This window comes from Flagellimonas olearia (assembly GCF_004150225.1).
GTDB lineage: Bacteria > Bacteroidota > Bacteroidia > Flavobacteriales > Flavobacteriaceae > Flagellimonas > Flagellimonas olearia.
Genome location: NZ_ML142908.1, coordinates 476,574 through 501,962 on the forward strand (window position 1 = coordinate 476,574; position 25,389 = coordinate 501,962).

At 43.9% G+C, this 25,389-nt stretch carries 26 protein-coding genes; 15 read left to right on the forward strand and 11 right to left on the reverse strand.

The window, feature by feature from the left end:
* The first annotated feature begins 48 nt into the window (after window positions 1-48).
* The 11 genes from DN53_RS07420 to DN53_RS07470 all read left to right on the forward strand — a co-directional run bounded on the left by DN53_RS07420 (window position 49) and on the right by DN53_RS07470 (window position 14,290).
* Window positions 49-1,632: a SulP family inorganic anion transporter gene (locus tag DN53_RS07420; RefSeq protein WP_129653755.1), complete on the forward strand. Its 1,584-nt coding sequence runs from the start codon at window positions 49-51 to the stop codon at window positions 1,630-1,632.
* Between the two features lie 10 nt (window positions 1,633-1,642).
* Window positions 1,643-2,269, forward strand: a complete 627-nt coding sequence (locus DN53_RS07425; RefSeq protein WP_129653756.1) for a carbonic anhydrase family protein — start codon at window positions 1,643-1,645, stop codon at window positions 2,267-2,269.
* A gap of 106 nt (window positions 2,270-2,375) precedes the next feature.
* On the forward strand, window positions 2,376-4,232 hold the full coding sequence (locus DN53_RS07430) for a SulP family inorganic anion transporter (protein WP_129653757.1): 1,857 nt from the start codon (window positions 2,376-2,378) through the stop codon (window positions 4,230-4,232).
* Between the two features lie 21 nt (window positions 4,233-4,253).
* The gene (locus DN53_RS07435) at window positions 4,254-4,946 is read left to right on the forward strand and encodes a hypothetical protein (protein WP_129653758.1); all 693 of its coding nucleotides are present in this window, start codon (window positions 4,254-4,256) and stop codon (window positions 4,944-4,946) included.
* Window positions 4,939-5,958 (forward strand): phenylalanine--tRNA ligase subunit alpha, encoded by a 1,020-nt coding sequence (gene pheS, locus DN53_RS07440; RefSeq protein WP_129653759.1) that lies wholly within the window; start codon window positions 4,939-4,941, stop codon window positions 5,956-5,958. Before DN53_RS07435 ends, pheS begins: the two co-directional genes overlap by 8 nt.
* Window positions 5,959-6,082: 124 nt before the next feature.
* A complete protein-coding gene (locus tag DN53_RS07445) occupies window positions 6,083-6,559 on the forward strand; it encodes a GbsR/MarR family transcriptional regulator (RefSeq protein ID WP_129653760.1) in 477 nt (158 codons plus the stop codon).
* Between the two features lie 47 nt (window positions 6,560-6,606).
* On the forward strand, window positions 6,607-7,680 hold the full coding sequence (locus tag DN53_RS07450; RefSeq protein WP_165357308.1) for an efflux RND transporter periplasmic adaptor subunit: 1,074 nt from the start codon (window positions 6,607-6,609) through the stop codon (window positions 7,678-7,680).
* A 32-nt stretch (window positions 7,681-7,712) separates the two neighbouring features.
* The gene (locus DN53_RS07455; protein WP_129653762.1) at window positions 7,713-10,859 is read left to right on the forward strand and encodes an efflux RND transporter permease subunit; all 3,147 of its coding nucleotides are present in this window, start codon (window positions 7,713-7,715) and stop codon (window positions 10,857-10,859) included.
* Window positions 10,860-10,890: 31 nt separating this feature from the next.
* A complete protein-coding gene (locus DN53_RS07460) occupies window positions 10,891-12,291 on the forward strand; it encodes an efflux transporter outer membrane subunit (protein WP_129653763.1) in 1,401 nt (466 codons plus the stop codon).
* A 10-nt stretch (window positions 12,292-12,301) separates the two neighbouring features.
* On the forward strand, window positions 12,302-12,910 hold the full coding sequence (locus DN53_RS07465; RefSeq protein ID WP_129653764.1) for a TetR/AcrR family transcriptional regulator: 609 nt from the start codon (window positions 12,302-12,304) through the stop codon (window positions 12,908-12,910).
* A 75-nt stretch (window positions 12,911-12,985) separates the two neighbouring features.
* The gene (locus DN53_RS07470; protein WP_129653765.1) at window positions 12,986-14,290 is read left to right on the forward strand and encodes a Zn-dependent hydrolase; all 1,305 of its coding nucleotides are present in this window, start codon (window positions 12,986-12,988) and stop codon (window positions 14,288-14,290) included.
* A 6-nt stretch (window positions 14,291-14,296) separates the two neighbouring features.
* Here the strand turns inward: DN53_RS07470 and DN53_RS07475 are convergent, their stop codons facing one another.
* Both DN53_RS07475 and DN53_RS07480 read right to left on the reverse strand, forming a co-directional pair.
* Window positions 14,297-14,965, reverse strand: coding sequence for a lysoplasmalogenase (locus tag DN53_RS07475; protein ID WP_129653766.1), 669 nt, complete (start codon window positions 14,963-14,965; stop codon window positions 14,297-14,299).
* Entirely contained in the window at window positions 14,959-15,432 is a 474-nt protein-coding gene (locus DN53_RS07480) for a CYTH domain-containing protein (RefSeq protein WP_129653767.1), read from the reverse strand. The genes DN53_RS07475 and DN53_RS07480 overlap by 7 nt, the downstream gene beginning before the upstream one ends.
* 27 nt (window positions 15,433-15,459) lie before the next feature.
* On the opposite strand from DN53_RS07480, the gene dinB reads away from it, so the two are divergent.
* Window positions 15,460-16,560 carry a DNA polymerase IV gene (gene dinB / locus DN53_RS07485; RefSeq protein ID WP_129653768.1) on the forward strand — a complete coding sequence of 367 codons (1,101 nt, stop codon included), beginning with the start codon at window positions 15,460-15,462 and terminating at the stop codon, window positions 16,558-16,560.
* Window positions 16,561-16,563: 3 nt separating this feature from the next.
* Here dinB and DN53_RS07490 read toward each other — a convergent pair whose 3' ends face one another.
* Window positions 16,564-17,013: a COG2426 family protein gene (locus tag DN53_RS07490; protein ID WP_129653769.1), complete on the reverse strand. Its 450-nt coding sequence runs from the start codon at window positions 17,011-17,013 to the stop codon at window positions 16,564-16,566.
* 115 nt (window positions 17,014-17,128) lie between these two features.
* Between DN53_RS07490 and DN53_RS07495 the strand changes: the two genes are divergently transcribed.
* Window positions 17,129-17,704, forward strand: coding sequence for a TetR/AcrR family transcriptional regulator (locus tag DN53_RS07495; RefSeq protein ID WP_129653770.1), 576 nt, complete (start codon window positions 17,129-17,131; stop codon window positions 17,702-17,704).
* A gap of 53 nt (window positions 17,705-17,757) precedes the next feature.
* Here DN53_RS07495 and DN53_RS07500 read toward each other — a convergent pair whose 3' ends face one another.
* The 8 genes from DN53_RS07500 to DN53_RS07530 form a co-directional block, all read right to left on the reverse strand.
* The gene (locus tag DN53_RS07500) at window positions 17,758-18,306 is read right to left on the reverse strand and encodes a carboxymuconolactone decarboxylase family protein (RefSeq protein WP_129653771.1); all 549 of its coding nucleotides are present in this window, start codon (window positions 18,304-18,306) and stop codon (window positions 17,758-17,760) included.
* Window positions 18,307-18,339: 33 nt separating this feature from the next.
* Complete coding sequence (locus tag DN53_RS17900; RefSeq protein ID WP_165357310.1) at window positions 18,340-18,498, reverse strand: hypothetical protein; 159 nt, start codon at window positions 18,496-18,498, stop codon at window positions 18,340-18,342.
* Between the two features lie 91 nt (window positions 18,499-18,589).
* Window positions 18,590-19,438: a helix-turn-helix domain-containing protein gene (locus tag DN53_RS07505; protein WP_129653772.1), complete on the reverse strand. Its 849-nt coding sequence runs from the start codon at window positions 19,436-19,438 to the stop codon at window positions 18,590-18,592.
* Between the two features lie 152 nt (window positions 19,439-19,590).
* On the reverse strand, window positions 19,591-21,033 hold the full coding sequence (pyk, locus tag DN53_RS07510) for a pyruvate kinase (RefSeq protein WP_129653773.1): 1,443 nt from the start codon (window positions 21,031-21,033) through the stop codon (window positions 19,591-19,593).
* A gap of 2 nt (window positions 21,034-21,035) precedes the next feature.
* Window positions 21,036-21,500: an IPExxxVDY family protein gene (locus DN53_RS07515; protein WP_129653774.1), complete on the reverse strand. Its 465-nt coding sequence runs from the start codon at window positions 21,498-21,500 to the stop codon at window positions 21,036-21,038.
* A gap of 105 nt (window positions 21,501-21,605) precedes the next feature.
* On the reverse strand, window positions 21,606-22,349 hold the full coding sequence (rnc, locus tag DN53_RS07520; RefSeq protein WP_129653775.1) for a ribonuclease III: 744 nt from the start codon (window positions 22,347-22,349) through the stop codon (window positions 21,606-21,608).
* Between the two features lie 7 nt (window positions 22,350-22,356).
* Window positions 22,357-23,607, reverse strand: coding sequence for a beta-ketoacyl-ACP synthase II (gene fabF, locus DN53_RS07525; protein WP_129653776.1), 1,251 nt, complete (start codon window positions 23,605-23,607; stop codon window positions 22,357-22,359).
* 101 nt (window positions 23,608-23,708) lie between these two features.
* Entirely contained in the window at window positions 23,709-23,942 is a 234-nt protein-coding gene (locus tag DN53_RS07530; protein ID WP_009778413.1) for an acyl carrier protein, read from the reverse strand.
* Between the two features lie 162 nt (window positions 23,943-24,104).
* Between DN53_RS07530 and purN the strand changes: the two genes are divergently transcribed.
* Together purN and DN53_RS07540 are read left to right on the forward strand one after the other, a co-directional pair.
* Window positions 24,105-24,668 (forward strand): phosphoribosylglycinamide formyltransferase, encoded by a 564-nt coding sequence (purN, locus tag DN53_RS07535; RefSeq protein ID WP_129653777.1) that lies wholly within the window; start codon window positions 24,105-24,107, stop codon window positions 24,666-24,668.
* A complete protein-coding gene (locus DN53_RS07540) occupies window positions 24,668-25,303 on the forward strand; it encodes a ribonuclease H1 domain-containing protein (RefSeq protein ID WP_129653778.1) in 636 nt (211 codons plus the stop codon). Before purN ends, DN53_RS07540 begins: the two co-directional genes overlap by 1 nt.
* Window positions 25,304-25,389 lie beyond the last annotated feature (86 nt).

The following is a 25,389-nucleotide window of genomic DNA, read 5'->3' on the forward strand; positions in this document are numbered from 1 at the left end:
TGTCTTCAGCATGCCTTAAATCCTGAAGGCAACTTTATCTTTATTATTATGTTCAAGTATATTAAAAATGACTTGCCAGCCAGTATTGTGGTCTTTTTTGTGGCACTTCCCCTTTGTTTGGGAATTGCACTGGCCAGTGGCGCTCCTCTTTTTTCAGGTCTTATTGCTGGAATTATCGGAGGTATTGTTGTGGGGGCCCTCAGTGGCTCACACATTGGCGTGAGTGGTCCTGCAGCAGGTCTTGCGGCTATTGTATTGACCGCCATAGGCACCCTGGGAGGTTACGAAAATTTCTTGGTGGCCGTAGTTTTGGGAGGTATCATCCAAATGGTATTTGGAATGCTAAAAGCAGGGGTCATTGCCTATTATTTTCCATCATCCGTGATCAAAGGAATGCTGACGGGAATCGGAATCATCATCATTTTAAAACAGATTCCACACTTTTTTGGATACGATGCCGATCCCGAAGGGGATTGGGCGTTCTTTCAAGTGGATGGGGAAAATACATTCAGTGAAATTCTCAACGCGATTAACTTTATCAGTCCCGGTGCCACCTTGATTGCCATAGTGGCCCTGGCCATCCTTATTCTTTGGGATAGGGTCCTAAGTAAAAAATCCAAAGTTTTCCAATTGGTCCAAGGACCTCTTGTAGCCGTGGTTTTGGGAATCCTTTATTTTTCATTTACCTCAGGCGATGCCCAATGGGGCATTTCCGCTGAGCATTTGGTAAGTGTTCCAATTCCAGATGGCTTGGAGTCTTTTGCAGGCTTGTTCAGTTTTCCCAATTTCTCGGCCATAACCAATCCCGAAGTATGGATCACAGCCTTTACCATTGCATTGGTGGCCAGTCTGGAAACTTTGCTTTGTGTTGAAGCCACGGATAAGCTAGATCCACACAAACGGGTAACCCCAACCAATAGGGAATTGCTTGCCCAAGGGGTAGGGAACAGTCTTGCCGGTCTGGTCGGTGGACTTCCCGTGACCCAAGTAATTGTTCGTAGTTCGGCCAATATTCAATCTGGCGGTAGAACAAAGGCTTCGGCCATTATCCATGGGTTTTTATTGTTGGCCTCTGTAATCCTGATTCCCAAACTTCTCAACATGATTCCTTTGTCTGTCTTGGCAGCCATCCTCTTTGTTGTAGGATATAAATTGGCAAAACCAAGCCTTTTCAAGACCATGTACAATTCTGGATGGAAGCAGTTTGTTCCCTTCGTGGTAACCGTGGTTGGAATTGTTTTCACCGATCTATTGATCGGAATTTCACTAGGTTTGGGGGTTGGAATTGTGGTCATCCTCATAAAGAGTTACCAAAACTCCCATTTCCTTCATATAGAGGATAAGAGCAATGGGGTCCACAAAATAAAAATGACCTTGGCCGAAGAAGTTACCTTTATCAATAAAGGAGCCATTTTAAAAGAGTTGGATCGACTTCCTGAAAATTCCTATCTTGAATTGGATGTTAGAAAAACACGGTTCTTGGACAATGACATTGTTGAGATCTTGGAAGACTTCTCGAGTAAGGCAAAAACGCGGAAAATAGACATTAAGATCATTTCCGAGAGAGGGGTTGTTGAAAACCCAAAAAGTTATATTGAATTTTTTAATCTAAGACCGAAAAAAACGGCATAGCCATAGTACTATGAAAGCACACACAAAAGAAACACAGGCCACCATGACGCCCAAGAAAGCACTGGAATTCCTACAAGAGGGAAATGAGCGTTTTCAAAAAAACCTAAAGGCCAATAGAAACCTTCTCCAACAAGTAAACGAAACCAAGGATGGACAATTCCCTTTTGCCACTATCCTTAGCTGTATTGACTCGAGAGTCTCTGCGGAATTGGTCTTTGACCAGGGTCTTGGAGATATCTTCAGCGTTAGAATCGCTGGGAATTTTGTCAATGAGGATATTCTTGGAAGTATGGAGTTCGCCTGTAAACTGGCTGGCACCAAACTCCTTGTTGTTCTTGGACATACTAGCTGCGGAGCGGTAAAAGGCGCTTGTGATCATGCGCGCTTGGGGAACCTCACCACGTTGATCAATAAAATTGAACCTGCGGTCGAAGCCGTTTCAGAACCAAAAGATGAATCTTTGAGAAACTCCAAAAACTTGGATTTTGTGGACGCCGTTGCCGTTAAGAATGTGGAGTTGACTTTGGATAACATCAGACAACAAAGCCCCATCTTAAAAGAGATGGAGGAAAAGGGAGAAATCGCCATTGTAGGTGCCATGTATGATCTTTCAGATGGAAAAGTCTCCTTCTTATAACAAGATTTGAACCAGATAGTTAAAAGGCCGGTGATCTTCCAATCATCGGCTTTTTTGTTTTCCAAAATTACTATCTTAATGCTGTATAATCTAATCCCGCCGTTATATGTTCAAACATCTAAGAGGAGACCTTTTTGGTGGAATTACCGCGGGAATTGTGGCACTCCCCTTGGCCCTTGCCTTTGGAGTAAGTTCCGGGCTTGGCCCAAGTGCCGGATTGTACGGTGCCATTTTCATAAGCTTTTTTGCCGCCCTCTTTGGTGGAACCAACACCCAAATTTCCGGTCCAACAGCTCCAATGACCGCAGTGAGCATGGTGGTCATTGCCGGTATAGTGGCTGTTAATGACGGAGATATCAACAAAGCGCTACCGGCCATACTGACCATTTTTCTTTTGGCAGGCATCATACAGATTGGATTGGGACTCGTTGGTCTGGGAAAATATATCAAATACATTCCCTATCCCGTGGTCTCGGGCTTTATGACCGCCATTGGGGTGATTATATTGGTCACACAAATATTGCCTGCGGTGGGCTACTATCCCAAAGAGGACGAGCAGTATGTGAACCAATATGTAGCTGAAGCCGAGGAAAAAATATTGGAGAACATACTCCGGGAAGAGGCTGGTGAAGGTATTTTGGTCCTGGAAGATTTTGAAGAAACCATAAAAAGGGCACACGCCATCACCGAGGCAGATATGCTGAAGGAAGCCCGTACCCTAGCCGCCAAGGACGCTTCAGGGGTGTTGGGAACTTTCAAGGTGTTGCCCAGAGCTGTTCGCAACATCAACTGGATGGAATTGGGGCTGGCCTTGGTCACCATTTTCATCATTTACGGTTTTAAACGTATTACCACTGCAATTCCCAGCACTTTGGTAGCCTTGGTGACAGTTTCAGGGGTTGCATTTGGTTTTGGATTGGATTATCGTCCCATTGAGCAAATCCCTAGTGGCCTCCCCATTCCCAATCTAGAAATATTTACCAACTTCAATTTAAGTACCATCACGCCCTATATATTCACAGCATTGACCCTTGCTTTGCTTGGGGCGATAGATTCTTTGCTGACCTCTGTGGTGGCCGATAATATGACCCAAACCAAGCACAAGCCCAACAAAGAATTGGTAGGGCAAGGCATTGGCAATAGTATTGCGGCCCTATTTGGAGGAATTCCCGGTGCCGGAGCAACCATCCGGACCGTGGTCAATATCAATTCTGGCGGTAAGACCAGACTTTCAGGTATGGTTGCCGGAGTGCTCTTACTTATTGTCTTGCTTGCGCTTGGGCCGGTGGCCTCGCAAATACCGGCAGCAGTATTGGCAGGTATCTTGGTCACTGTAGGTATCGGCGTAATGGATTATAGAGGTCTAAAAGCTATTCCCCATCTTCCCAAGGATATCAAGTTGGGACCATTGAAATTGAGTTCGGAGGTAATCATTATGTTGGTGGTGATGGTCCTCTCCTCCATTTGGAACTTGGTATATGCCGTGGGTATTGGTTTAGTAATCGCATCATTGATGTTCATGAAAAAAATCGGCGATATAACCGCCCAAAGGTCCGATGTGAAACCCCTTCGGGAAGAAACATGGTCCGATGAAAAAAATCTGCCTGAGAATATTAAGGAAGAAATCTTTATCAAACATATAAAAGGTCCTCTCTTTTTTGGTTCAACCACTGAGTTTCAACAATTGGCCTCACAAATTCCGGATACCGCCTCTACCGTGGTCATTAGAATGGGACGTATGCAGTATATGGACCAATCCGGCCTATATGCCATGGAAGATGTCCTACAGGATTTGAAACGAAAGAATGTTATGGTGCTCTTGGTGGGAATACTGGACCAACCCAAATATATGATGGAACGGATTGATATCATCCCCGGACTCATCCCTCAGGAACATATTTTTGAATCCTTTAAATCGTGTATGAATTGGGTGGGGCAAAGCTCCAAAAACAGCAATCCGTAATCCTGAATTTTTGATAAACCCATGCTTTTTCTAAAATTTCCAAACGATTCCGGCCCCATTTACTTGGAAACCTTGGATGGTAGATGGCCTGTGGAGCCCTTCAACACCTATAGCAATTTGATCTTCTTATTCATTATTCTATACTGGGGCATACGGGTCTACAGACATCCCAAGGCACACCTCTTTTTGGCCGGGGTGCTTCCGGTAATCGCCATCAGTTATATTGGAGGTACCATCTACCACGCTACAAGGAGTCATGAATTCTGGCTTCGGTTGGACTGGATGCCCATTATGCTTCTGTGTGCTGCCTTGGTCATCTACTTTATCTTCAAAGTGGTCCGGGCCTGGTGGCAACGACTTCTGCTTATTTTTCTGCTCTTGGGAACCTCTTATATGCTGCGTATTCTGCCCATTCCCAATGGATGGCGGATTTCATTGGGCTACGTGATCACAGCAGGCACCATTCTATTACCTTTGGTTGGCTACCTCATTAAAACCCAAGGTAAAAATGTCATTTTGGTCATTACAGCCTTTGCCATTTTTGCAGTCGCCATTTCATTCAGGAGCATAGACAAGAGTCAATCTTTTTTTCCAATGGGCACGCATTGGCTATGGCATTTTTTTGGTGGTATTGCAGTACATTTCCTTATTGCCTACATATTCAAGGACAATTTGCTAAATTTGTCGGCCAATACTGCCAGTAAAAATGATTGAGACCATAAAGGAACACTTGGCTGAAGTAGAAAAATTCACTTCAACCTCAACAGAAGAGATAGAGAATTTCCGAATCAAGTATTTGGGAAAAAAAGGCCTTTTGAACAGTTTCTTCGCCGAGTTCAAAAATGTTCCCAATGAGGAAAAGAAAGAGTTTGGGCAGGTCATCAATCAATTGAAAAATTCAGCGACGGAAAAAGTCAACGAGCTTAAGTCCGCCCTTGAGAACCAAGCCGAGACAGTTGGCAAGTTTGGGGATTTGACCCGTCCTGGGGAGCCCATAGAAATTGGGGCCAGACATCCTATTTCCATAGTAAAAAACCAAATCATCGACATTTTTTCCAGAATTGGTTTTAATGTTTCGGAAGGCCCTGAAATAGAGGATGATTGGCACAACTTTACGGCATTGAACCTGCCAGAGTACCATCCTGCCAGGGACATGCAGGATACCTTCTTTATCCAGACCGACCCGGATATTCTGTTGCGTACCCATACCTCATCCGTACAGGTTAGGTATATGGAAAGCAACCAACCGCCCATCCGTACCATTTCCCCCGGCAGGGTATATCGAAATGAGGCCATTTCTGCCCGTTCGCACTGTTTTTTCCATCAGGTGGAAGGATTGTATGTAGACAAAAATGTATCCTTTGCCGATTTGAAACAAACCTTGCAGTACTTTACTTCGGAGATGTTCGGAAAATCCAAAATCCGACTCAGACCCTCTTATTTCCCATTCACTGAACCCAGTGCCGAGGTGGATGTATACTGGGGGCTTGAAACAGAAACGGATTACCGGATGACCAAGGGTACCGGCTGGTTGGAAATCATGGGGTGTGGCATGGTAGACCCCAATGTACTGCGCAATTGCGGTATAGATCCCGAAGTATATTCTGGATTTGCCTTTGGTATGGGAATAGATCGGATTGCCCTTTTATTGCATCAAATCTCGGACATTCGGTTGTTAAGTGAGAACGATGTACGATTTTTGGAGCAGTTCAAAAGCGCTCTTTAACCCTTTTATTTTCAATGTGTTAACCATTTAACTCATCTTTTGATGGTTTTTTAACACAAGTTTAAGTTCGTTTAGTTTGGTAACTTCCGAACCAACTGTAATTTTGCGGCTTCAAATCCATTTTATGGTAACTGCAAATCAACAACTTATAGAAACATTAGGGGTTCATCTGGAAGGGGAGTACAATTTACCTCCTCTAGCTGCTAGAATCTATGCCATACTTATTTTAACGGATGAAGACGGACTTACTTTTGAAGATTGTCTGGAAAAAAGAGGGGCCAGTAAAAGCTCAACCTCAACCTCGTTGAACCTTCTCCTTAACATGGGGATCATCACCTACTTTACAAAGCCTGGCGATAGAAGGCGTTATTTCTCCATTGCCAAACAGAAAACCTTTTTTCTTGCCAAACTCCAGGAAAACCTTAAGCGGGTAGAGAAGGAAAAGGCCATCATCACCCTGGTCTTGGATTATCACAAAAAAAGTAGCCCAAAGAAATTCAAGGAGGGACAGGAAAGAACCCATATCTATTTGGACTATATGAACAAAAATGAAGCGCTTCTAACAGAGTCCATTGAAAAGCTTAAAAAAATTTTAGACTAAAAATGTTTACCCAACTATTCAAAAACCTTAACACCAGAAATAAAGTCATGAAAACAACGCATATAGCCTTAACCCTAGTGACTGCTTTGATCCTGTCCTCTTGTGGGGAAAAAGCCCAGCAACGAACCGCGCCACCTCCACCAACCTTAAAGGTGGGCAATCTTAAAAAACAAGACATTACCATTTATAAGGTCTATGCCACTTCCATGGAAGGTAAGCAAAATGTTGAGATCTGGCCTAAGGTTTCCGGGTTCGTACAAAACATTTATGTGGAAGAAGGACAACAGGTAAAGAAAGGACAGTTATTGTTCAAATTGGAAACACAAACGCTTTCCCAAGATGCGCAAGCAGCCAAAGCTGCAGTAAATGTGGCCCAAGTAGAAGTGGATAAACTGGTTCCGTTGGTTGAGAAAAACATTATCAGCCAAGTACAATTGGAAACTGCCAAAGCCCAATTGGAGCAGGCAAAAAGCAACTACAGCAGCATTGCCGCCAATATTGGTTACTCCAATATTGTGAGTCCCGTAAATGGTTACATTGGCGAGATTCCATACAAAGTAGGGGCTTTGGTCAGCAGCACCATGGGCGAACCATTGACCGTGGTTTCTGATATAAGCGGTATTCGCGCCTATTTTTCCATGACCGAAAAGGAACTGTTGGAGATGAAAAGCGAGATGACAGATGACGGCTCACAAGTTTCGGCCAAAAATACGCCCGAAGTGGAATTGGTGATGATCAATGGCGAGACCTATCCACAAAAAGGAAAGATTGCAATGGTGAACAATATCATCAACCCAACTACCGGAAGCGTAACCCTACGGGCTGATTTTGACAATCCCAGTTTGTTGTTGAGTTCAGGAAGTACCGGAACCATCAAGGTTCCATCGACCTACGAAGATGTCTTTGTCATCTCCCAATTTGTTACCGTGGATCTACAGGGCACCAAAATGGTGTATGTGTTGAATGATGACAATACGGTGAAAACCGTTCCCTTGAACATCGTGGCCCAAACGGACAAGGAGTTTATCGTAGAGGAAGGTTTGGAAGAAGGAAGTACCATCGTTACCGAAGGTGTATCCAAACTTAAGGATGGACAGACCATCAATCCAGTAAAACAATAATTACCATCAATCATTTATAGAACGAATTATATATGTTCCAAAAATTTATAGATCGTCCTGTACTCTCTACAGTAATATCCGTGATCATTGTGATCTTGGGTATTCTTGGGTTGAGTACATTACCCGTAGAACAATATCCGGAGATTGCCCCTCCAACGGTACAGGTAAACGCCAACTATACCGGCGCCAATGCTGAAACGGTACTCAAAAGTGTGGTTATTCCATTGGAAGAGCAAATCAACGGTGTGGAGGGCATGACCTACATGACCTCCTCCGCCAGTAACGATGGTACGGCCAACATCAGTGTGTTTTTCGAATTAGGGGTTGACCCGGATATCGCGGCAGTAAACGTACAGAACCGGGTGGCAAGGGCCAATAGTTTATTGCCACAAGAAGTTATAAACACAGGGGTTACCACCCAAAAAGCCCAGAACAGTGCCTTGCTGTTCTTCTCCATTTATTCCGAAAATAAGGATTACGATGCCACTTTTGTGGAGAACTACGCCAAAATTAACCTTGTGCCCCAATTACAACGGATCAAAGGGGTAGGTAACGTAAACGTGTTTGGATCCAAGGATTATTCCATGCGTATCTGGATTTCTCCCGATAAAATGGCCGCCTATAATTTGGTGCCCTCCGATATTCAAACCGCACTACGTGAGCAGAATACCGAGGCGGCAACAGGTAAGATCGGGGAGAACGCCGATGGTATTTTTGAATATGTAATGAAGTACAAAGGACGTTTGTCAGAAGTAAAGGAATACGAGAACATTATTCTTAGGACTACGGACGATGGTGGTTTCCTTCGCCTAAAAGATGTGGCTGAAATAGAGCTTGGTGCCTTGAGCTACGTAAGGAAAAACTCCGGTATGGGAAACCCTGGTGTTGCTGTGGGTGTTTACCAAACTTCTGGTTCCAATGCCAAGGATATCATTGACGAGATTGAAACCATTCTGGAGGAATCAAAAGTGGATTTCCCCAAAGGTTTGGATTATGTAATTCCATTTAACTCCAAAGACTTTTTGGATGCTTCCATTGATCACGTTGTAAAGACTTTGATTGAGGCATTCATTTTGGTATTTATAGTAGTGTTCCTGTTCCTTCAGGATTTCAGGTCCACTTTAATTCCAGCCATTGCGGTTCCTGTGGCCATTGTGGGTACTTTTTTCTTCCTGCAATTGTTCGGGTATTCCATCAACATGTTGACCCTTTTCGCCATGATCTTGGCCATTGGTATTGTGGTGGATGATGCCATTGTGGTGGTCGAGGCTGTACATGCTAAATTGGAAGAAGGGGCAGATTCGGCTAAAACCGCCACCAAGAACGCCATGAGCGAAATTTCGGGAGCCATTATCTCCATTACCCTGGTGATGTCAGCGGTATTTATCCCTGTTTCCTTTATCCAAGGTTCCTCGGGGGTTTTCTATCAACAATTTGGTATTACCCTAGCGGTGGCCATTTTAATTTCGGCCGTGAACGCTTTAACACTGAGTCCTGCGCTAGCGGCATTGTTCTTAAAGCCGCACGACCATGAAAAGGGGGAAAAGTCGAATTTCTTGGCCCGATTCTTTAGAGCTTTCAACGTTGGCTTTACCGCCATGACCAATAAGTACACCAACACCATTGGCACCTTGGTAAAACGTAAATGGATAACCCTTGCCCTTCTAGTGGGCTTTAGTGTGATTGCCATTTTCCTTTTCCGCTCCACCCCATCAGGCTTTGTGCCCGATGAGGACCGTGGGATGATCTTTGCCAACGTGAGCATGCCTCCTGGTACAACCATTGAAAAAACAGAGGAGACTATCATGAAGTTGGATTCCATTTATGAGTCCATGGATGTAATCGATGCCCGGATGAGTGTGGCAGGTTTCAGTTTGTTGAACCGGGTGAGTGCTGGGTCTTATGCATTCTCCATCATGAAATTGAAAGACTGGAGCGAAAGGGATGCCGATTCCCTATCGGTAAGTGCCACTATGCAGCGTTTATATGGCATCACAGCAGGTTTCAATGATGCACAAATCATATACTTTACCCCTCCCAGTATCCAAGGATTTGGTACCAGTTCAGGTTTTGATGTTCAGCTTCAGAGCAAAACTGGCGAAGACTGGAATTCCATCAACGATGTGAAAAATCAATTTTTGGGAGCCTTAAATGCCAGACCCGAAATTCAATATGCCATTTCACAGTTCGATCCCGGTTTCCCTCAGTACGACTTGGATATTGATATGGAAAAAGTAAAAATGGCCGGGTTGACCGCCACTGATATATTCAACGCACTCCAGGGTTATTTTGGAGGCATTTATGCTACCGACTTCAACAAATTTGGTAAGCAATATCGTGTAATGATCCAGGCCAAACCTGAAGACCGTGCCAACGAAAACTCGTTGAACCATATTTTTGTTAGGAACGCCAGCGGTGAATCTGTTGCGGTAAGTCAGTTTGTGGACTTAAAGAAAATCTATGGTCCGGAAGTTGTATCGCGTTTCAACCTTTTGAGTTCGGTAAGCATTACAGGGGTTCCTAATCCGGGATACTCTACAGGTGATGCCATTACTGCGATTGAGGAAGTGGCAGAACAAGTATTGCCCAACTCCTATACCTACGATTATTCTGGGTTGACCCGGGAAGAAAGCAATGCGGGCTCACAGACCATCCTTATTTTTATTTTGAGCTTGGTGTTCGTATACTTCTTGTTGAGTGCACAATATGAAAGTTACATTTTACCATTTTCCATATTGTTGTCGCTACCGTTTGGTATCGCAGGAGCGATTCTTTTCATCAACGTAGCTGGTTTACAGAACAACATCTATTTCCAGATTGCATTGATCATGCTTATTGGTCTCTTGGCTAAAAATGCCATTTTGATCGTGGAGTTTGCCCTACAACGTAGACGGGCGGGACTCTCATTGTTTGATGCCGCCGCGGACGGTGCACGGGCAAGGTTACGTCCAATTTTGATGACGTCTTTTGCCTTCATCTTCGGTCTATTGCCTTTGGCTCTTTCATCTGGTATTGGTGCGATAGGAAACCAATCCATTGGTGTAAGTGCCGTAGGTGGAATGCTGGTCGGAACCATTTTGGGAGTATTTGTCATACCAGTACTTTTTGTGGTGTTCCAGGCACTCCAGGAACGTATTTCAGGAAAGCCCGAAGTAATTCAAAATGAAAACAATGCCTAATTATCCTTTGATCGAACAAAGTATATCATCCATGAAAATAAAATCGACATATAAACTGCTCTTGGTTCTTACGGCGCCTCTTTTATTGCAATCGTGCTTTGTGGCCAAAAACTACTCAAGACCAGAAGTAGGGACAGAAAATCTCTATCGAACCGATAATTTGCCTCAGGACAGTATTTCCATGGCCGACGTATCTTGGAGAAACTTGTTCAACGATGGGCAACTAAAGTCCTATATTGAACAAGGTCTGGAGAACAACATAGATATTCGGATTGCACTTCAGAACATTGTGGCCGCCGAAGCATATGTAAAACAAGGTAAGGCTGGTTACTACCCTACGCTTTCAGGGACCGCCAGTTTTACGAGGACCAAAAACTCCCGAAACAGTCAGTTCGGTAGCTTTTTTACCAGTGCTTTGGAGCAATACGAATTATCCGGGAGCCTTTCGTGGGAAGCCGATGTCTGGGGCAAGATAAGGAGCAATAAAAGAGCAGCCGGAGCCTCTTATCTGCAGAGTGTGGCCGCGCATCAAGCTGTTAAAACAAATTTAGTGGCGAGCATTGCCAGCACCTACTATCAGTTAATGGCCCTTGATAAACAATTGGAAGTATCCAAACAAACATTGGAAGCCAGAAAGTACAGTTTGGAGACCACTGTGGCATTGAAGGATGCAGGCCAAGTGACCGAAGTTGCCGTAAAACAGACGGAAGCACAAGTCCATACCACTGAAATTATTGTGATCGACCTTGAGAACAATATCAAACTTTTGGAAAACGCTTTCAGTATTCTATTGGGTGAAGTGCCACAGAAAATTCAACGTGGTAGTTTGGATCATCAGAGCATTGATACCGAATTGAAGACCGGCGTACCCCATTTGTTACTTGCCAATCGCCCCGATGTGATGCAGGCAGAATACGGTCTTATCAATGCTTTTGAATTGACCAATGTGGCCAAAAGCAGTCTGTACCCTTCTTTAAGTTTATCCGCCAATGGAGGTTTTCAAAGTTTGGAGTTTGATAATTGGTTGGATGCCAGTTCCCTATTTTCCTCTTTGGTGGGGTCCTTGACCCAACCCATTTTTAACGGAAGACGACTACGCACCCAAATGGAAGTGGCCAAAGCCCAACAAGAACAGGCCCTGCTAACCTATAAACAAGCTCTGCTTACCGCTGGTAGGGAAGTAAGCGATGCTTTATACACTTACGATGCCGAGACCCAAAAATTGGAAGCCCGTGCCAAGGAACTGGAAGCCTATACCGTTGCAGAGGACTATTCGGAAGAATTGCTGAACAATGGTCTGGCCAACTATCTGGAAGTATTGACTGCCCGGCAAAATGCGCTGAACTCAGAATTGAACTATGTGGATTCCCAATATGGACAATTGAACGCCATAGTGGAACTATATAGGGCCCTGGGAGGAGGTTGGCAGTAAAAACAGGACCATGGAAAATAAAAAAGAGTTACTGGAATGTGCCTTTTCCAATTTTTCAAAATTTGGGAGCAAACGCTTTTCCATGGACGAGTTGGCCCATGATCTGGGCATTTCAAAAAAAACCATATACAAACATTTTCAAAGTAAGGAAGAGCTGGTCATGGAGAGTCTTCAATGCTTTTTACGCAAAGTACGAAGCACCATTGATGATCACATGCAGGAGAGCCCCAATGAAGACCAGCCCTTGCTTACCATTGTGTACATATATAAGTTGGGGCTTGACCATCTGCAAGGTATAAGCCCAGCTTTCTTTTATGGCCTAAACAAATACTACTACAAGGCTGCTCAGGTTTATTCCGAATTTAGGGAAGATCTCGTTTGGAATGTAGTACACCCTTTACTGCTGAAGGCCCAAAAACTGGGGCAAATACGCCCCAACGTCAATGTGGAATTGGTCTGTAAACTTTTTCTGTTGAGATTGGAAGACACGGTATATTCCAAAGCCAATCTGTTTGACGAATATAGCGCCCAAGAATTGCTGGATCATGTTATTATAAACAATCTAAGGGGCGTTCTTACCCTGGAATATCTTCAAAATTGCCCCTACGAAAGCTATTAGTCCATAGCTTTTCTCTAACCAACCCTGAAAACACTTCTTCATATAAATGTGTACCTTTCTAAAAAACAGAAAGCCATGCATTTTAAACACTTAACCACAGTACTTTTTGTGGTATTGTTGGTCGGTATCCCCAGCAATGCACAGAAAAAATCCTTTACGGTAAACCAAGACCGACTTGAAAAACGAATTTTTGATTTGGCCGATTTTGGAATACAGGAAAATGGGGAAACGGAGCGTGTTGCTTTCAGCGATGCCGATATTGCCGCCAGAGAATGGGTCATTCAGACCATGAAAGATTTGGACTTGACCGTCACCGTGGATGTTGCTGGTAACATCATTGGCAAACGGGAAGGCTCCCATGCCTCAAAGAAGCCCATTTCCTTTGGGTCCCATATAGACCGGGTACCCCATGGTGGAAATTATGATGGTTGTGTAGGTTCTATGGCCGCTTTGGAGGTTATGGAGGTGCTTAAAGAAAATAACATAAAAACAAAGCATCCCTTGGAAGTCATTATTTTCCCAAATGAAGAAGGAGGAGTCATGGGGAGTAGGGCCATGTCTGGAAACTTGAGCAAAGCAGCTTTTGATGTGGTCAATTCCACTGGGTTTTCCATGGGAGAGGGCATTATGCGTTTGGGGGGAGACACCACAAGGATTACGGAAGCCATCCGCAAAAAAGGAAGTATGGCGGCCTTTCTGGAACTTCATATTGAACAGGGTGGTGTCTTGGAAAAAGAAGGTCTTAACATTGGCGTTGTGGAAGGTATTGTGGGGCTGAAATGGTGGGATGTGACCTTTACCGGCTTTGCCAACCATGCGGGTACCACCCCAATGAATGCTCGGCAAGATGCACTCTTGGCTGCCGCCAAATTCATTATTGCGGTAAATGAGGTCACCAATAGTTTTGAAGGTGCCCAAGTAGGCACGGTTGGACGTATAAAGGCTGAACCCGGGGCGCCCAATGTCATTCCTGGAAAAGTAGTGGCCAGTTTGGAGATTAGGGACCTCTCTTCCGAAGTCATTGAAAACGTTTTTCAGGCCATTAAGGCCAAGGCCAAGGAAATTTCAACCAATTCCGGTGTGGCGATTGAGTTCCATCCCTTGGATACCACCGCTGATCCTGCCCTAACAGACCTAGGCATTCAAAAAGAAATAGAGAACTCCACCAAAAACTTGGGACTTACTTTTAAATATATGCCCAGCGGCGCAGGTCACGATGCCCAAGACATGGCACGGATTGCCCCAACCGGGATGATTTTTGTGCCCAGTAAGGGGGGAATCAGCCATTCCCCAAAAGAGTTTACCTCAGCCCAAGACATAGCCAATGGTGCCAATGTTTTGCTCAATACGATTTTGGTGCTGGACAAAAAATTGGATTGATCCAAACTATGGTTTTTTCTCCAAAGCTATTTTGTAGGCAGCATTGGCAATCAACCCAATACTAAGCCAATACGTTACCAAAATAAGAACACTGGCATTGTCAAAAGGTGCTTTGAATTTATTAATGGCCAGCAAGGTATCCGAAAGCATAAAAAATAGCACAGCCAACGCCATCCATGCGTATGCCTTTGCCTTTTCCCTTAGATATAGGCCTATTCCTTGCCATGCCATTGCAGTGATCACCAAAACATAGAACAGAACGGGTACCATAAAATCCCCTAAATCCGGTTTTAACCAAAAGAAAATGGCTCCTCCTATCAAGAAAAGAACTACAAACGAAGCCCAATGGAACCAAAAACCCTTGTGTTGGATAAATGCCACAATGAAGAGGAGGTGTGCCAGCAAAAAAGCGACCAATCCAAAGACAAAATAACCTGAATCAAGCAAAAGCACATCGCCCAGCAAACAAAACGCCAAAGCCACAAGGATAAGCTTGGTAAACTTTTCGGATAATCCCTTCGGGATAAAAAACAGGAGTGATAGTATGGAAATGGTGGTCAATGGTTTCAAGAACATATAGACCATCTTATACCCCAAATACTCAGTACATATGGCTGCCAAGGCCAATACCAAGCTAATCAGATTAATTGTATTTTGTCTTTTATGGTCTACCATTCGGTAAATGGTTTTTGACTGAGTTGCGAATTGTAATATTCTTTCTGGCCGGTGACCTCTTCGCCCAACCAACTGGGTCTCTCAAAAAACTCATCTTCATGCTGAAGTTCCACCTCGGCAACTACCAACCCTTTATTTTCTCCCAAAAATTCATCCACCTCAAACACATGGTCGCCCAATGGCACCATGAAACGCACTTTTTCCAAGATGACATCCTTGCACAGATCTATCAGATTGGTGGCTTCAGCAGCGCTGATTTCGGTTTCCCATTCAAATCGTGAGGTGCCGGACGCATTACTGGCTCCTTTCACGGTCAAAAAACCTTGGTTTCCCATGATTCGTACCCGTACCGTTCTTTGGGGGTCCGTACTCAAAAAACCCTGTGCTATGCGAATGCTTGATGCGGCTTCTTGCTGGTAGGCATCGGAAGTTACCAAAAACTTTCGCTCAATTTCCAAGTGTTCCATCAAACTAAATATACCCTAAATTTGAGTATGGATTTTGATTTTCCCTTAAGAAAAATCATTCATGTGGACATGGATGCGTTCTATGCCTCCGTGGAACAGCATGATAATCCCGAGCTAAAGGGAAAACCCATTGCGGTGGGAGGTGGCTCAAAGCGGGGAGTAGTCTCCGCTGCCAGCTATGAGGCGCGTAAATTTGGAGTGCGCAGTGCCATGGCCGGATCCATTGCCCAAAGGAACTGTCCGGATCTGATCTTTGTAAAACCCAGATTTGAGCGCTACAAAGAGGTTTCCTATGAAATTCGAAGCATATTCTTTGAATATACAGATCTTGTGGAACCCCTTTCTTTGGACGAAGCGTATTTGGACGTTACTGAGAATAAAAAGGGAAACCCTTCCGCTACCTTGATTGCCAAGGAAATCCGTCAAAAAATCCTGGAGAAAACCGGACTTACGGCATCGGCGGGAATTTCCATCAATAAATTCATTGCCAAAGTAGCCAGTGATTACAACAAACCCAACGGCCAAAAAACGGTGAACCCCGAAGAAGTCATCCAGTTTTTGGAAGACCTGGACATTCGTAAATTCTATGGCGTGGGCAAGGTAACCGCGGAAAAAATGTACCGCTTGGGCATTTTTACAGGGAAGGACCTAAAGCAAAGATCCCTGGAATTTTTGGATGAGAAGTTCGGGAAAAGTGGCAAATACTATTACCACGTGGTCCGGGGCATACACCACAGTGCCGTAAAACCCCATCGAATCCCAAAATCGGTCGGGGCAGAGCGTACTTTTTTTGAAAACTTGAGCAGTGAAATCTTTATGTTGGAAAAATTGGACAACATTGCAGGTGAGCTGGAAAGAAGACTTCAAAAATCCAAAATTGCCGGGAAAACCGTGACCCTGAAAATCAAATACAGTGACTTTACCCTCCAAACCAGAAGTAAGACCCTACCCTATTATATTGCAAGCAAGGACCTTATTCTTGAAACGGCCAGAGAACTCCTGTATCAATCCTCCCTAGAAAATTCAGTGCGGTTATTGGGCATCTCATTGGCCAACCTCAATACTGAAAAACAAAAGGAGGCACCAGAAAAAGAAGCGGTTTCCGTTCAGCTCAGGTTCGATTTTTAGCTTCTACCTCACCGAAACAACGGTGACCCCATAAATGATCAGTGATGACAAAAATATCCCCAAGGCATTTGCCAAGAAGGCTTTTTTCTTTTCAATCTTCAGTAGATAGGAGGCTATACTTCCCGCATAAACGCCTGTACCCGGCAAGGGAATCATGACAAAAAGAACCAATCCGAAAAAGCCATACTTTTGGACTTTGTCCGCTGTACCCGTCTTCGCCCTTCGGGCCACGAAAAGTGCCGATTTTTTATAAGGCCTCCATTTCGTCAAATGCTTATTAACGTTCTCCAAGAAAAACATCATCATAGGGAACACGAGCAAGTTGGACAGGAAACAGGCCACAAAAACCACATAACTGTTCACTCCCTTACCTATCCCGTACGGAATTCCAACCTTGGACTCCCCAAAGGGAGACAGGCTCCAAAACATGGCTACTATTAAATCGAAAATCATGTAATTCCAGTAAATCGCAAAATTACTGCTGAAATTGGGTTGTAGTATACTCCTTTATGCTAAAAAATGATTAAAAAAACAGTAGACAGACCGGTCTTTTGTATATTTTTATGGGATGAAGACATCCATCCACGAGAAGATCATTGATACGGCGAGCAATCTGTTTTATATCCATGGGTACCATTCCACCGGAATCAATGAGATCATTGCTAAAAGCGGCATTGCCAAAGCCACACTCTATGGTCATTTTAAATCCAAGGAAGATATTTGCATCGCTTATTTGAACCACAGGCACGATGGCTTCATGAAATCCCTTGAAGAGTTCGTGGGACGAAGAAAAAAAGGAAAGAACCAGCTTTTAGCCATCTTTGACTTTCTACAAGACCTATACCGGGAAGACCATTTTAATGGTTGTTGGGGAATCAAGACCTTAGGGGAGCTGTCCCCTAAGGAGAAAAAAATACTCGAAGTAATCCAAAAACAAAAAAAGGAGCTGTTGCTTTTTTTAGGTGAAGTGGTTGGGGCCAATATCGCCAATCTCTCCAAGGCCGAAATTGAAAGAATATCCAGTGGACTTTATCTTTTGTACGACAGTGCCATAACCGAAAGCCATCTTTTTAAGAACGACTGGCCCATTTTTATGGCCAAAAGTATAGCACCCTCCCTTTTTGCCGATTTGGAAGTGGAATAAAAAAACCCTTCCAAAAATTTGAAAGGGTCTTGTTCCTAAAACTAGTTTTAAGCTTAAGCTTCCACTTCTTCCAAAGGCTGTGCCACAGGAAAATCGATAGGGGCGTCAAACGTATTGTTGATAAAGTTGGAAATGGTCTTATCTCCCACCAACAAAATAGTGTCGATCAAGTTTTCCTTGGTCCATCCGGCGGCAAAGAAATTATCCAAAACATTGGCATCGGTAGTCCCTTTGTTCTCAGTAATGTTTTTGGCCAATCTCGCCAAAGCATCCAACTTGGCATCAAAAGAAGCTTTTCCCGCTCTCAGTTCCAAAATTTGGGCCTCTGAGAAACCGTTCATTTTTCCTATGGCCGTATGGGCCGATAGACAATACAGACAGTTGTTCACTTCGCTTACGGCCAAGTTTACCACTTCCTTTTCTTTGGCTTTCAAGGAGGTTTTGCCATTGGCAAAGGTTAAATAATTGCCCAGTGCATTTTCGGAATGCGCATAGGTGGCATATAGGTTGGGAACAAAGCCCAACGCCTTTTCCAAGTTGTCAAAAATGGCCTGATTGGCTCCGCTTACTTCTTCTCTTTTGGGTACATTAAATGTGCTCATGATCTAAAAATTTTAAATGAATTATTATTTTGATTATCTATTTTGTACAAATGGTCTTTCCGTATCACAATAGAAATCGTGATGGTGGTTTTGCTCACAATGATCGTTGGCAATGACAGTCTGGACCACTCTTCTTTGTGGTGTCCTAAAAATTTCGATAAGATTGAAAAGGGTTTTTCCTGTATGCTTCATCTTTGGTTTGTTTTAAATTACAGTGCAAAGATGTTGCGAAAAGGAAGGTAGGTGTTAGGAGGAATTTCCCGAGGACTTGCCCATTTTTCCCTTAGGCGGGGACCAGTTGGTTTTCCCTATACTCCGAAGGGGTCATTTGGGTCATTTTCTTGAAGAATCGGCTGAAATGGGCAGGATCATTGAAGCCAAGGTCATAGGCAATCTCCTGATTCTGTTTATCCGTATAGTTTATGAGACGCTTCGCCTCCAAGACAATACGGTCCAAAATAATCTGTTGGGGGGATTTTTGGTTATAGATGGAAAAGAGATTGGAAAGTGTTTTGGGAGACTTGTACAACATTTCGGCATACTCACTCACCTTTCTTTTGGTCTTAAAATTTAAATCCACCAGATAATTGAACCTTCGGATAATATCTATTTGATCGTTGCCCAAAGTTTTTACAATGAGTTGTTCCTTGGCCAAGCGGGTGGTCATAATGATCAGTCGCTTCAAAAGCATCTGTAACATCTCTCCTTGGATGTTATCCGGAGTTGAAAACTCCTCCACAAACATATCGTACAACAGATTGAACTTGCGAAGCTCTTCTTTTTGAATGGTAACAATGGGCAAATCCTGGGTGCCAAAAAACAATATTCCATTACACGAAACCTCACTGTCATGGTCAAAGACACAATAGAATTCCCTATTAAAAAAAATGGCGGCGAGCGGTAACTCGGTTTCGGTGTAAGAAACATGTTGCAGGTATGTTACCGTTACCATTTGGTTGGGCATTAGCTTCAATGCCATTCCATCTACCATAATGGTGAGGGGGGCCTCATTTCGGTTCCATAGGAATTTAATGTTGTTGGGTATGGGGGAGTGTCTTGGGCAATCGTTTTTAATGTCTTCCACCAGCCGGAGCATGGCCCCTAATCTTGTATCCTTGAATTCGTATACCATGGGAAATATTGGACTAAAATGAGCTTATGTTCCCGTTAGTCCCCCATTTTGGCCCATGCTTACAGGGCATAAAGCAAAAATCCCGGATTCCATGGGCTTCATGGAATCCGGGATGGCTTCAATAACTTTTTACTGAGGTATAGGAACTTGTACTAAAACAAGCATTTTTCAATCTCGCTCACCCGAAGGGTGTTCACCATTCCCTTGTCCTTAATGGGCATGGCCGCCAAACTAATGAGCATATCCCCTACATCCAAAAATCCTTTTTTGCAGGCAATTCGGTTTACATCCTCAATGGTTTCGTCCGTGGAAACAAAACGATCATAATAAAATGCCTTCACGCCCCACAAAAGGTTCAACTGCGTGAGTATTCTTTTGTTGGAGGTAAATACCAAAATATGGGCACTAGGTCTCCATGCCGATATTTGAAAAGCGGTATACCCACTATTGGTCAAGGTTGAAATCGCCTTGGCCTGAATCTCATTGGCCATCAATGCCGCATGATAACATACCGATTTGGTAATATATCGCTTGGTGCGAATATGGGGAGGTGTTTGCGGTACCTTTATCAATTCCGAGTTTTCAACACTGGTCAAAATACTGGCCATTTTCTCAATCACCTGAACAGGATAATTTCCAACCGATGTTTCACCGGACAGCATCACTGCATCCGCTCCATCCATAACGGAGTTGGCCACATCGTTCACTTCAGCGCGTGTTGGCGTTAAGCTGGTGATCATGGTTTCCATCATCTGTGTTGCAATGATCACAGGGATTCTGGCCTTTTTGGCCTGAAGCACCAATTTTTTCTGGATCAAGGGAACTTCCTGGGCCGGAACCTCAACCCCCAAATCGCCACGGGCCACCATAAGTCCATCACAATAGGCCACAATCTTATCGATGTTTTCAACGGCCTCTGGCTTTTCTATTTTGGCAACGATTGGAATTTTGTGATCCGTATGCTTGCTGATCAAGTCCTGTAGGTCTATCAAATCTTGGCTATGGCGCACAAAAGACAAGGCAATCCAATCCACTTTGTGCTCAATGGCATATATGGCATCCTTGATATCCTTTTTGGTCAGGGCCGGCAATGAAATATTGGTATTGGGAAGATTTACCCCTTTTTTGGATTTCAATGGTCCTCCTTGTATCACCGTGGCTGTGACTTCATCCTTTCCGTTGGTGGATTTTACTTCAAAAATCAACTTTCCATCATCCAAAAGGATACGCTCTCCCGGTTTAACATCCTGAGGAAAGCTTTGATAGTTCATATATACCCGTTGTGCTGTTCCTTCAAAGGGCTCACCAGTGGCAAAAGTGACCTCGTCCCCAGGGACCACCACGGCCTCACCGCCCATTACCCCGACCCTAAGCTTAGGGCCTTGCAAATCTGCTAGTATAGATGTGTGTACCTCCAATTCCTCATTCAACTCACGTATCATGTTGATACGCTCCGTAACATCGTCATAGGAAGCATGGGAAAAGTTTATCCTAAAAACATCCACCCCTGCCTCTATCATTGCTTTAAGGGTTTCCTTAGTGCTGGTTGCAGGTCCCAACGTTGCTACAATTTTCGTCTTCTTTCTAGTTGGCATTTTTAAAAGATTAAATTTCTTTTTGATTTTAATGTGTGTGTTTCCAACGGGTATGCTGTTACCACCTTGGAAATTTTGTTGATGGCCTTTACTTTCTCTTGCAAGGCAATTTCATCGGCACCGTCGACCTTTAAAAAATAGTCTATTTCCTTACGTTCCTTGACCAAGTGATTGGTCCTAAAGGAGGAAGTGCCTCCAAACAGACCATCGGATGGAACGGTTTCCTCAATCGTGCAGGCATTGGAAATCAAGGTCCAATACACATCGTTTATCTCATCCTCCCAATCAAATACGGAAAAAAAGAAACTTCCGTCCAAATGGAGGTCGTTTTCCATCCTTTTCAGGTAGAGGGAACAATTGGAATTGATACCATAAGCCAAGGCATAATCCTCCAAATTGCTGTGGATGGCGATAAGCCCAAAACTGTCATCAAAAAAGTCTGCCGATATCCTATGCGTTGTCAACATGCCTTTAACACGAAATGTAAATATACTCTTAATCCCTTTGATTGCCTAGCTGAAACGGTACAATACGTTCAGAAACCAAACGAAAACGTTTGAATTTACCTTTATTTAATCTTGTTGATTTTCAATTTTGTTCTGAAGGGCAAAATAGGCTCTTTTGGAAGCCTTCTCTTCTGCCTTCTTTTTGGATGTGGCTCTTGCCTTTGCCAAAATTCGGTCGCCAATGGTCAACTTTACGGCGAAGTGTTTCAACTCATCATTCCCAGTATCTTCATATACGTTGTAGTGGAACGACTTTTTTTGTTTTTGGCACCATTCTATGACCAAACTCTTGTAGCTGATCACTTTACCTTCCAACTGATCAATGTCCACATAGGGCTCTATGACCCGCTCATTGATGAACTTTTCGCAATAGGGGTAACCGCGGTCCAGATAAATGGCCCCTACCAGTGCTTCAAAAACATTACCGTGAATATTCTCCCCAAAATGGGACTTTGGGATTCGGCTTTCCACAAACTGTAAAAGTTCCAAATCCTTTCCCAGTTCGTTCAAGTGTTTTCTGCTCACTACTTTGGAGCGCATTTTGGTTAGGTAACCTTCGTCCCCTTCGGGAACTTCATTGTAGAGATGCTTTGAGATGATAGTTCCCAACATGGAATCGCCCAAAAACTCCAACCGCTCATAATTCATGGGGTTCCCATCGGGGTCCTTTTTGTTCACGGACCGATGTAAGAACGCCCTTTTGTAGATCTCAATGTCCCTAGGCTTAAACCCTAGTATTTTTTTGATCCCCAAAAAAAAATCCCCATCCGTATCTGGATGGGAATTGAATATTTTGGAGGTGAATTTCATCTTGAAACTACCCTAATTTTTTAAACAAAACACATGCGTTGTGACCTCCAAACCCGAAGGTGTTGCTCATGGCCACTTTAACCTCACGTTCTTGAGCCTTGTTCAAGGTAAGGTTCAACGAAGGATCTATTTGATCATCTACCACACTATGGTTGATGGTTGGAGGAACCAAACTGTGTTCCATGGCCAAAATGGAGGCAATGGCCTCAATGGCTCCAGCAGCTCCCAGCAGGTGTCCGGTCATGGACTTGGTGGAGTTGATGTTGATCTTTGGTGCATGGTCCCCAAACACTTTGGATATGGCCTTTAACTCGGCCACATCACCCAAAGGTGTAGAGGTTCCGTGGGTATTTATGGCATCCACATCTTCCGGTTTCAGGCCGGCATTCTGCAAACAGTTCTCCATAACCTTGACCACTCCGATCCCCTCAGGATGTGGTGCAGTCATGTGGTAGGCATCACTGGAAAGTCCGCCACCCAATACCTCTGCATAGATTTTAGCACCTCTGGCCTTGGCATGCTCGTACTCCTCCAAAATAAGAGCACCAGCACCTTCGCCGAGTACAAATCCGTCACGAGTGGCATCAAATGGTCTGGAAGCAGTCTCAGGACTATCGTTTCTTGTGGATAGGGCGTGCATGGCATTGAACCCTCCCATACCGGCAATGGTCACCGCAGCTTCACTTCCTCCAGTAACAATGACATCACAATGTCCCAAACGAATATAGTTCAGCGCATCGATCATGGCATTGGCCGAAGAGGCACATGCAGATACCGTAGTATAGTTGGGACCCATGAACCCATGCTTTATAGAGATATTGCCCGGAGCAATGTCCGCAATCATCTTTGGAATAAAGAACGGATTGAACCTTGGGGTTCCATCGCCATTGGCATAGCCAATCACTTCGTTTTGGAAGGTTTCCAAGCCACCGATCCCAGCACCCCAAACAACACCGACCCTAAATTTGTCCACATTGTCCAAATCTATCCCTGAATCAGCGATGGCCTCATCGGATGAGACAAGGGCATATTGGGCAAACCTATCCAGTTTTCGGGCTTCCTTTCTATCAAAGAAATCTCCTGGATCGTACCCTTTGAGCTCACAGGCGAAGTTGGTCTTGAACTTCTCCGTATCGAAATATGTTATGGGGGCAGAACCGCTCTTACCGGTCCGTAGTCCTTCCCAATAAGCTCCCAAATTGTTACCAATGGGGGTCAACGCTCCCATTCCCGTAACCACTACTCGCTTTAACTGCATTGAACTATTTTTTACCCTTTGAAACCTAAATTATAAAAAAATTATCCATGCGATCAAACACCACATGGATAATTTATACTCTCTAGTAATATATCATGTAATTACTTCGCTTCTTCTATGTAGCTAATGGCTTGACCAACAGTTGCAATGTTTTCTGCTTGATCATCAGGAATTTGGATGTCAAATTCTTTCTCAAACTCCATGATAAGCTCAACAGTGTCCAAGGAATCCGCTCCTAAATCGTTGGTAAAGCTAGCTTCTGCTACAACTTCATTCTCATCAACACCCAGTTTATCAACGATGATAGCCTTTACTCTTGATGCAATGTCTGACATAATTATAGTGGTTTTAAAAATTTAATCGTTGGCAAAAATAAAAAACTTTGGATTAAATACACCATTTGTCGATAAAATGTGCCCTAAATTAAACATCTTTAGCTTCAGTACATTACTTTAGCCCTGTAAAGTTAATCGAAAATCCCTTCCATTCCTTACTGGATGAAACGAATAGTTATCCTGGCCTCGGGCAGTGGGTCAAATGCAGAAAATATCATCAATTACTTCAAGGAAAGCCCCAATGTGGAGGTTTCAGCGGTGCTGACCAATAAGCATACGGCCAAAGTATTGGAGCGATGTGACAGGTTGAACATCCCCGGATTCTACTTTAACAGGGCCGCCTTCACAAATTCCGATACCGTGGTCCAATTTATTAAGGGGCTGGAGGTCGATTTAATTGTTCTTGCGGGATTTTTATGGAAAATTCCTTCAAATATCATTGATGCCTTCCCTAATAAAATCATCAACATACACCCAGCCTTGTTGCCCAAATATGGTGGAAAAGGCATGTATGGCGAAAAAGTACACCAGGCCGTCAAAGACAATCTGGATCCTGAAACGGGCATCACCATCCATTATGTGAACGAACATTACGATGAGGGCGCCATTATTTTTCAGGCAAAAACCTCCATATCCAAAGAGGATGACACAGCAACCATTGCCCAAAAAGTGCACCAATTGGAGTACGAACACTTTCCAAAGGTGATTGAAAAACTCCTTTTGTAATGGCGAAGAAGGCAAAGTTTTATGTGGTCTGGAAAGGAAAGCGTCCGGGCATTTTTGAATCTTGGGACGATTGCAAAGCCCAAATTGAAGGTTTTAAGGGCGCCCAATACAAATCGTTCGCAACCTTTGCCGAGGCAAAAAAGGCCTTTAACGGGAACTATTTGGAGTACAAGGGCACATCCAAAGGGAAGTCGGAACTTTCGCCGGAAGAGCTTTTAAAAATCGGGGACCCCAACTACAACTCCATTGCCGTGGACGCCGCTTCCAGCGGAAATCCGGGAAAAATGGAATACCGCGGAGTGGACACCAAAAGCAAAAGGGTATTGTTCCACCAAGGTCCCTTTGCGGAAGGTACCAGCAATGTGGGAGAGTTTTTGGCCCTCGTGCATGGACTTGCTTTCCTTAAAAAACAAAACAGTGACCGAATCCTGTATTCCGATTCCCGCATTGCCATAGGTTGGGTACGAAAAAAGAAATGCGGCACCAAACTCAAAAAAGGTCCAAAAAACGCCATTCTTTTTGAACTTATTGAGCGGGCAGAGGATTGGCTCAAAAAAAACCGTTACGCCACGCCCATCGTAAAATGGGAAACCAAGGCTTGGGGTGAAATCCCAGCGGATTTTGGCAGGAAATAGGTTCAAAAAACATCAAATCCCCCATTTTTTAAAATTGCGCTTACCATAGTTTAAAATGGAATTGCTATACCGTATATTTGCACCAA

Excerpts from the sequence above, each read along its gene's own strand:
- DN53_RS07420 (WP_129653755.1), top strand. The coding sequence starts at position 49 with ATGTTCAAGTATATTAAAAATGACTTGCCAGCCAGTATTGTGGTCTTT.
- DN53_RS07425 (WP_129653756.1), top strand. The coding sequence starts at position 1,643 with ATGAAAGCACACACAAAAGAAACACAGGCCACCATGACGCCCAAGAAA.
- DN53_RS07430 (WP_129653757.1), top strand. The coding sequence starts at position 2,376 with ATGTTCAAACATCTAAGAGGAGACCTTTTTGGTGGAATTACCGCGGGA.
- DN53_RS07435 (WP_129653758.1), top strand. The coding sequence starts at position 4,254 with ATGCTTTTTCTAAAATTTCCAAACGATTCCGGCCCCATTTACTTGGAA.
- pheS (WP_129653759.1), top strand. The coding sequence starts at position 4,939 with ATGATTGAGACCATAAAGGAACACTTGGCTGAAGTAGAAAAATTCACT.
- DN53_RS07445 (WP_129653760.1), top strand. The coding sequence starts at position 6,083 with ATGGTAACTGCAAATCAACAACTTATAGAAACATTAGGGGTTCATCTG.
- DN53_RS07450 (WP_165357308.1), top strand. The coding sequence starts at position 6,607 with ATGAAAACAACGCATATAGCCTTAACCCTAGTGACTGCTTTGATCCTG.
- DN53_RS07455 (WP_129653762.1), top strand. The coding sequence starts at position 7,713 with ATGTTCCAAAAATTTATAGATCGTCCTGTACTCTCTACAGTAATATCC.
- DN53_RS07460 (WP_129653763.1), top strand. The coding sequence starts at position 10,891 with ATGAAAATAAAATCGACATATAAACTGCTCTTGGTTCTTACGGCGCCT.
- DN53_RS07465 (WP_129653764.1), top strand. The coding sequence starts at position 12,302 with ATGGAAAATAAAAAAGAGTTACTGGAATGTGCCTTTTCCAATTTTTCA.
- DN53_RS07470 (WP_129653765.1), top strand. The coding sequence starts at position 12,986 with ATGCATTTTAAACACTTAACCACAGTACTTTTTGTGGTATTGTTGGTC.
- DN53_RS07475 (WP_129653766.1), bottom strand. The coding sequence starts at position 14,965 with ATGGTAGACCATAAAAGACAAAATACAATTAATCTGATTAGCTTGGTA.
- DN53_RS07480 (WP_129653767.1), bottom strand. The coding sequence starts at position 15,432 with ATGGAACACTTGGAAATTGAGCGAAAGTTTTTGGTAACTTCCGATGCC.
- dinB (WP_129653768.1), top strand. The coding sequence starts at position 15,460 with ATGGATTTTGATTTTCCCTTAAGAAAAATCATTCATGTGGACATGGAT.
- DN53_RS07490 (WP_129653769.1), bottom strand. The coding sequence starts at position 17,013 with ATGATTTTCGATTTAATAGTAGCCATGTTTTGGAGCCTGTCTCCCTTT.
- DN53_RS07495 (WP_129653770.1), top strand. The coding sequence starts at position 17,129 with ATGAAGACATCCATCCACGAGAAGATCATTGATACGGCGAGCAATCTG.
- DN53_RS07500 (WP_129653771.1), bottom strand. The coding sequence starts at position 18,306 with ATGAGCACATTTAATGTACCCAAAAGAGAAGAAGTAAGCGGAGCCAAT.
- DN53_RS17900 (WP_165357310.1), bottom strand. The coding sequence starts at position 18,498 with ATGAAGCATACAGGAAAAACCCTTTTCAATCTTATCGAAATTTTTAGG.
- DN53_RS07505 (WP_129653772.1), bottom strand. The coding sequence starts at position 19,438 with ATGGTATACGAATTCAAGGATACAAGATTAGGGGCCATGCTCCGGCTG.
- pyk (WP_129653773.1), bottom strand. The coding sequence starts at position 21,033 with ATGCCAACTAGAAAGAAGACGAAAATTGTAGCAACGTTGGGACCTGCA.
- DN53_RS07515 (WP_129653774.1), bottom strand. The coding sequence starts at position 21,500 with ATGTTGACAACGCATAGGATATCGGCAGACTTTTTTGATGACAGTTTT.
- rnc (WP_129653775.1), bottom strand. The coding sequence starts at position 22,349 with ATGAAATTCACCTCCAAAATATTCAATTCCCATCCAGATACGGATGGG.
- fabF (WP_129653776.1), bottom strand. The coding sequence starts at position 23,607 with ATGCAGTTAAAGCGAGTAGTGGTTACGGGAATGGGAGCGTTGACCCCC.
- DN53_RS07530 (WP_009778413.1), bottom strand. The coding sequence starts at position 23,942 with ATGTCAGACATTGCATCAAGAGTAAAGGCTATCATCGTTGATAAACTG.
- purN (WP_129653777.1), top strand. The coding sequence starts at position 24,105 with ATGAAACGAATAGTTATCCTGGCCTCGGGCAGTGGGTCAAATGCAGAA.
- DN53_RS07540 (WP_129653778.1), top strand. The coding sequence starts at position 24,668 with ATGGCGAAGAAGGCAAAGTTTTATGTGGTCTGGAAAGGAAAGCGTCCG.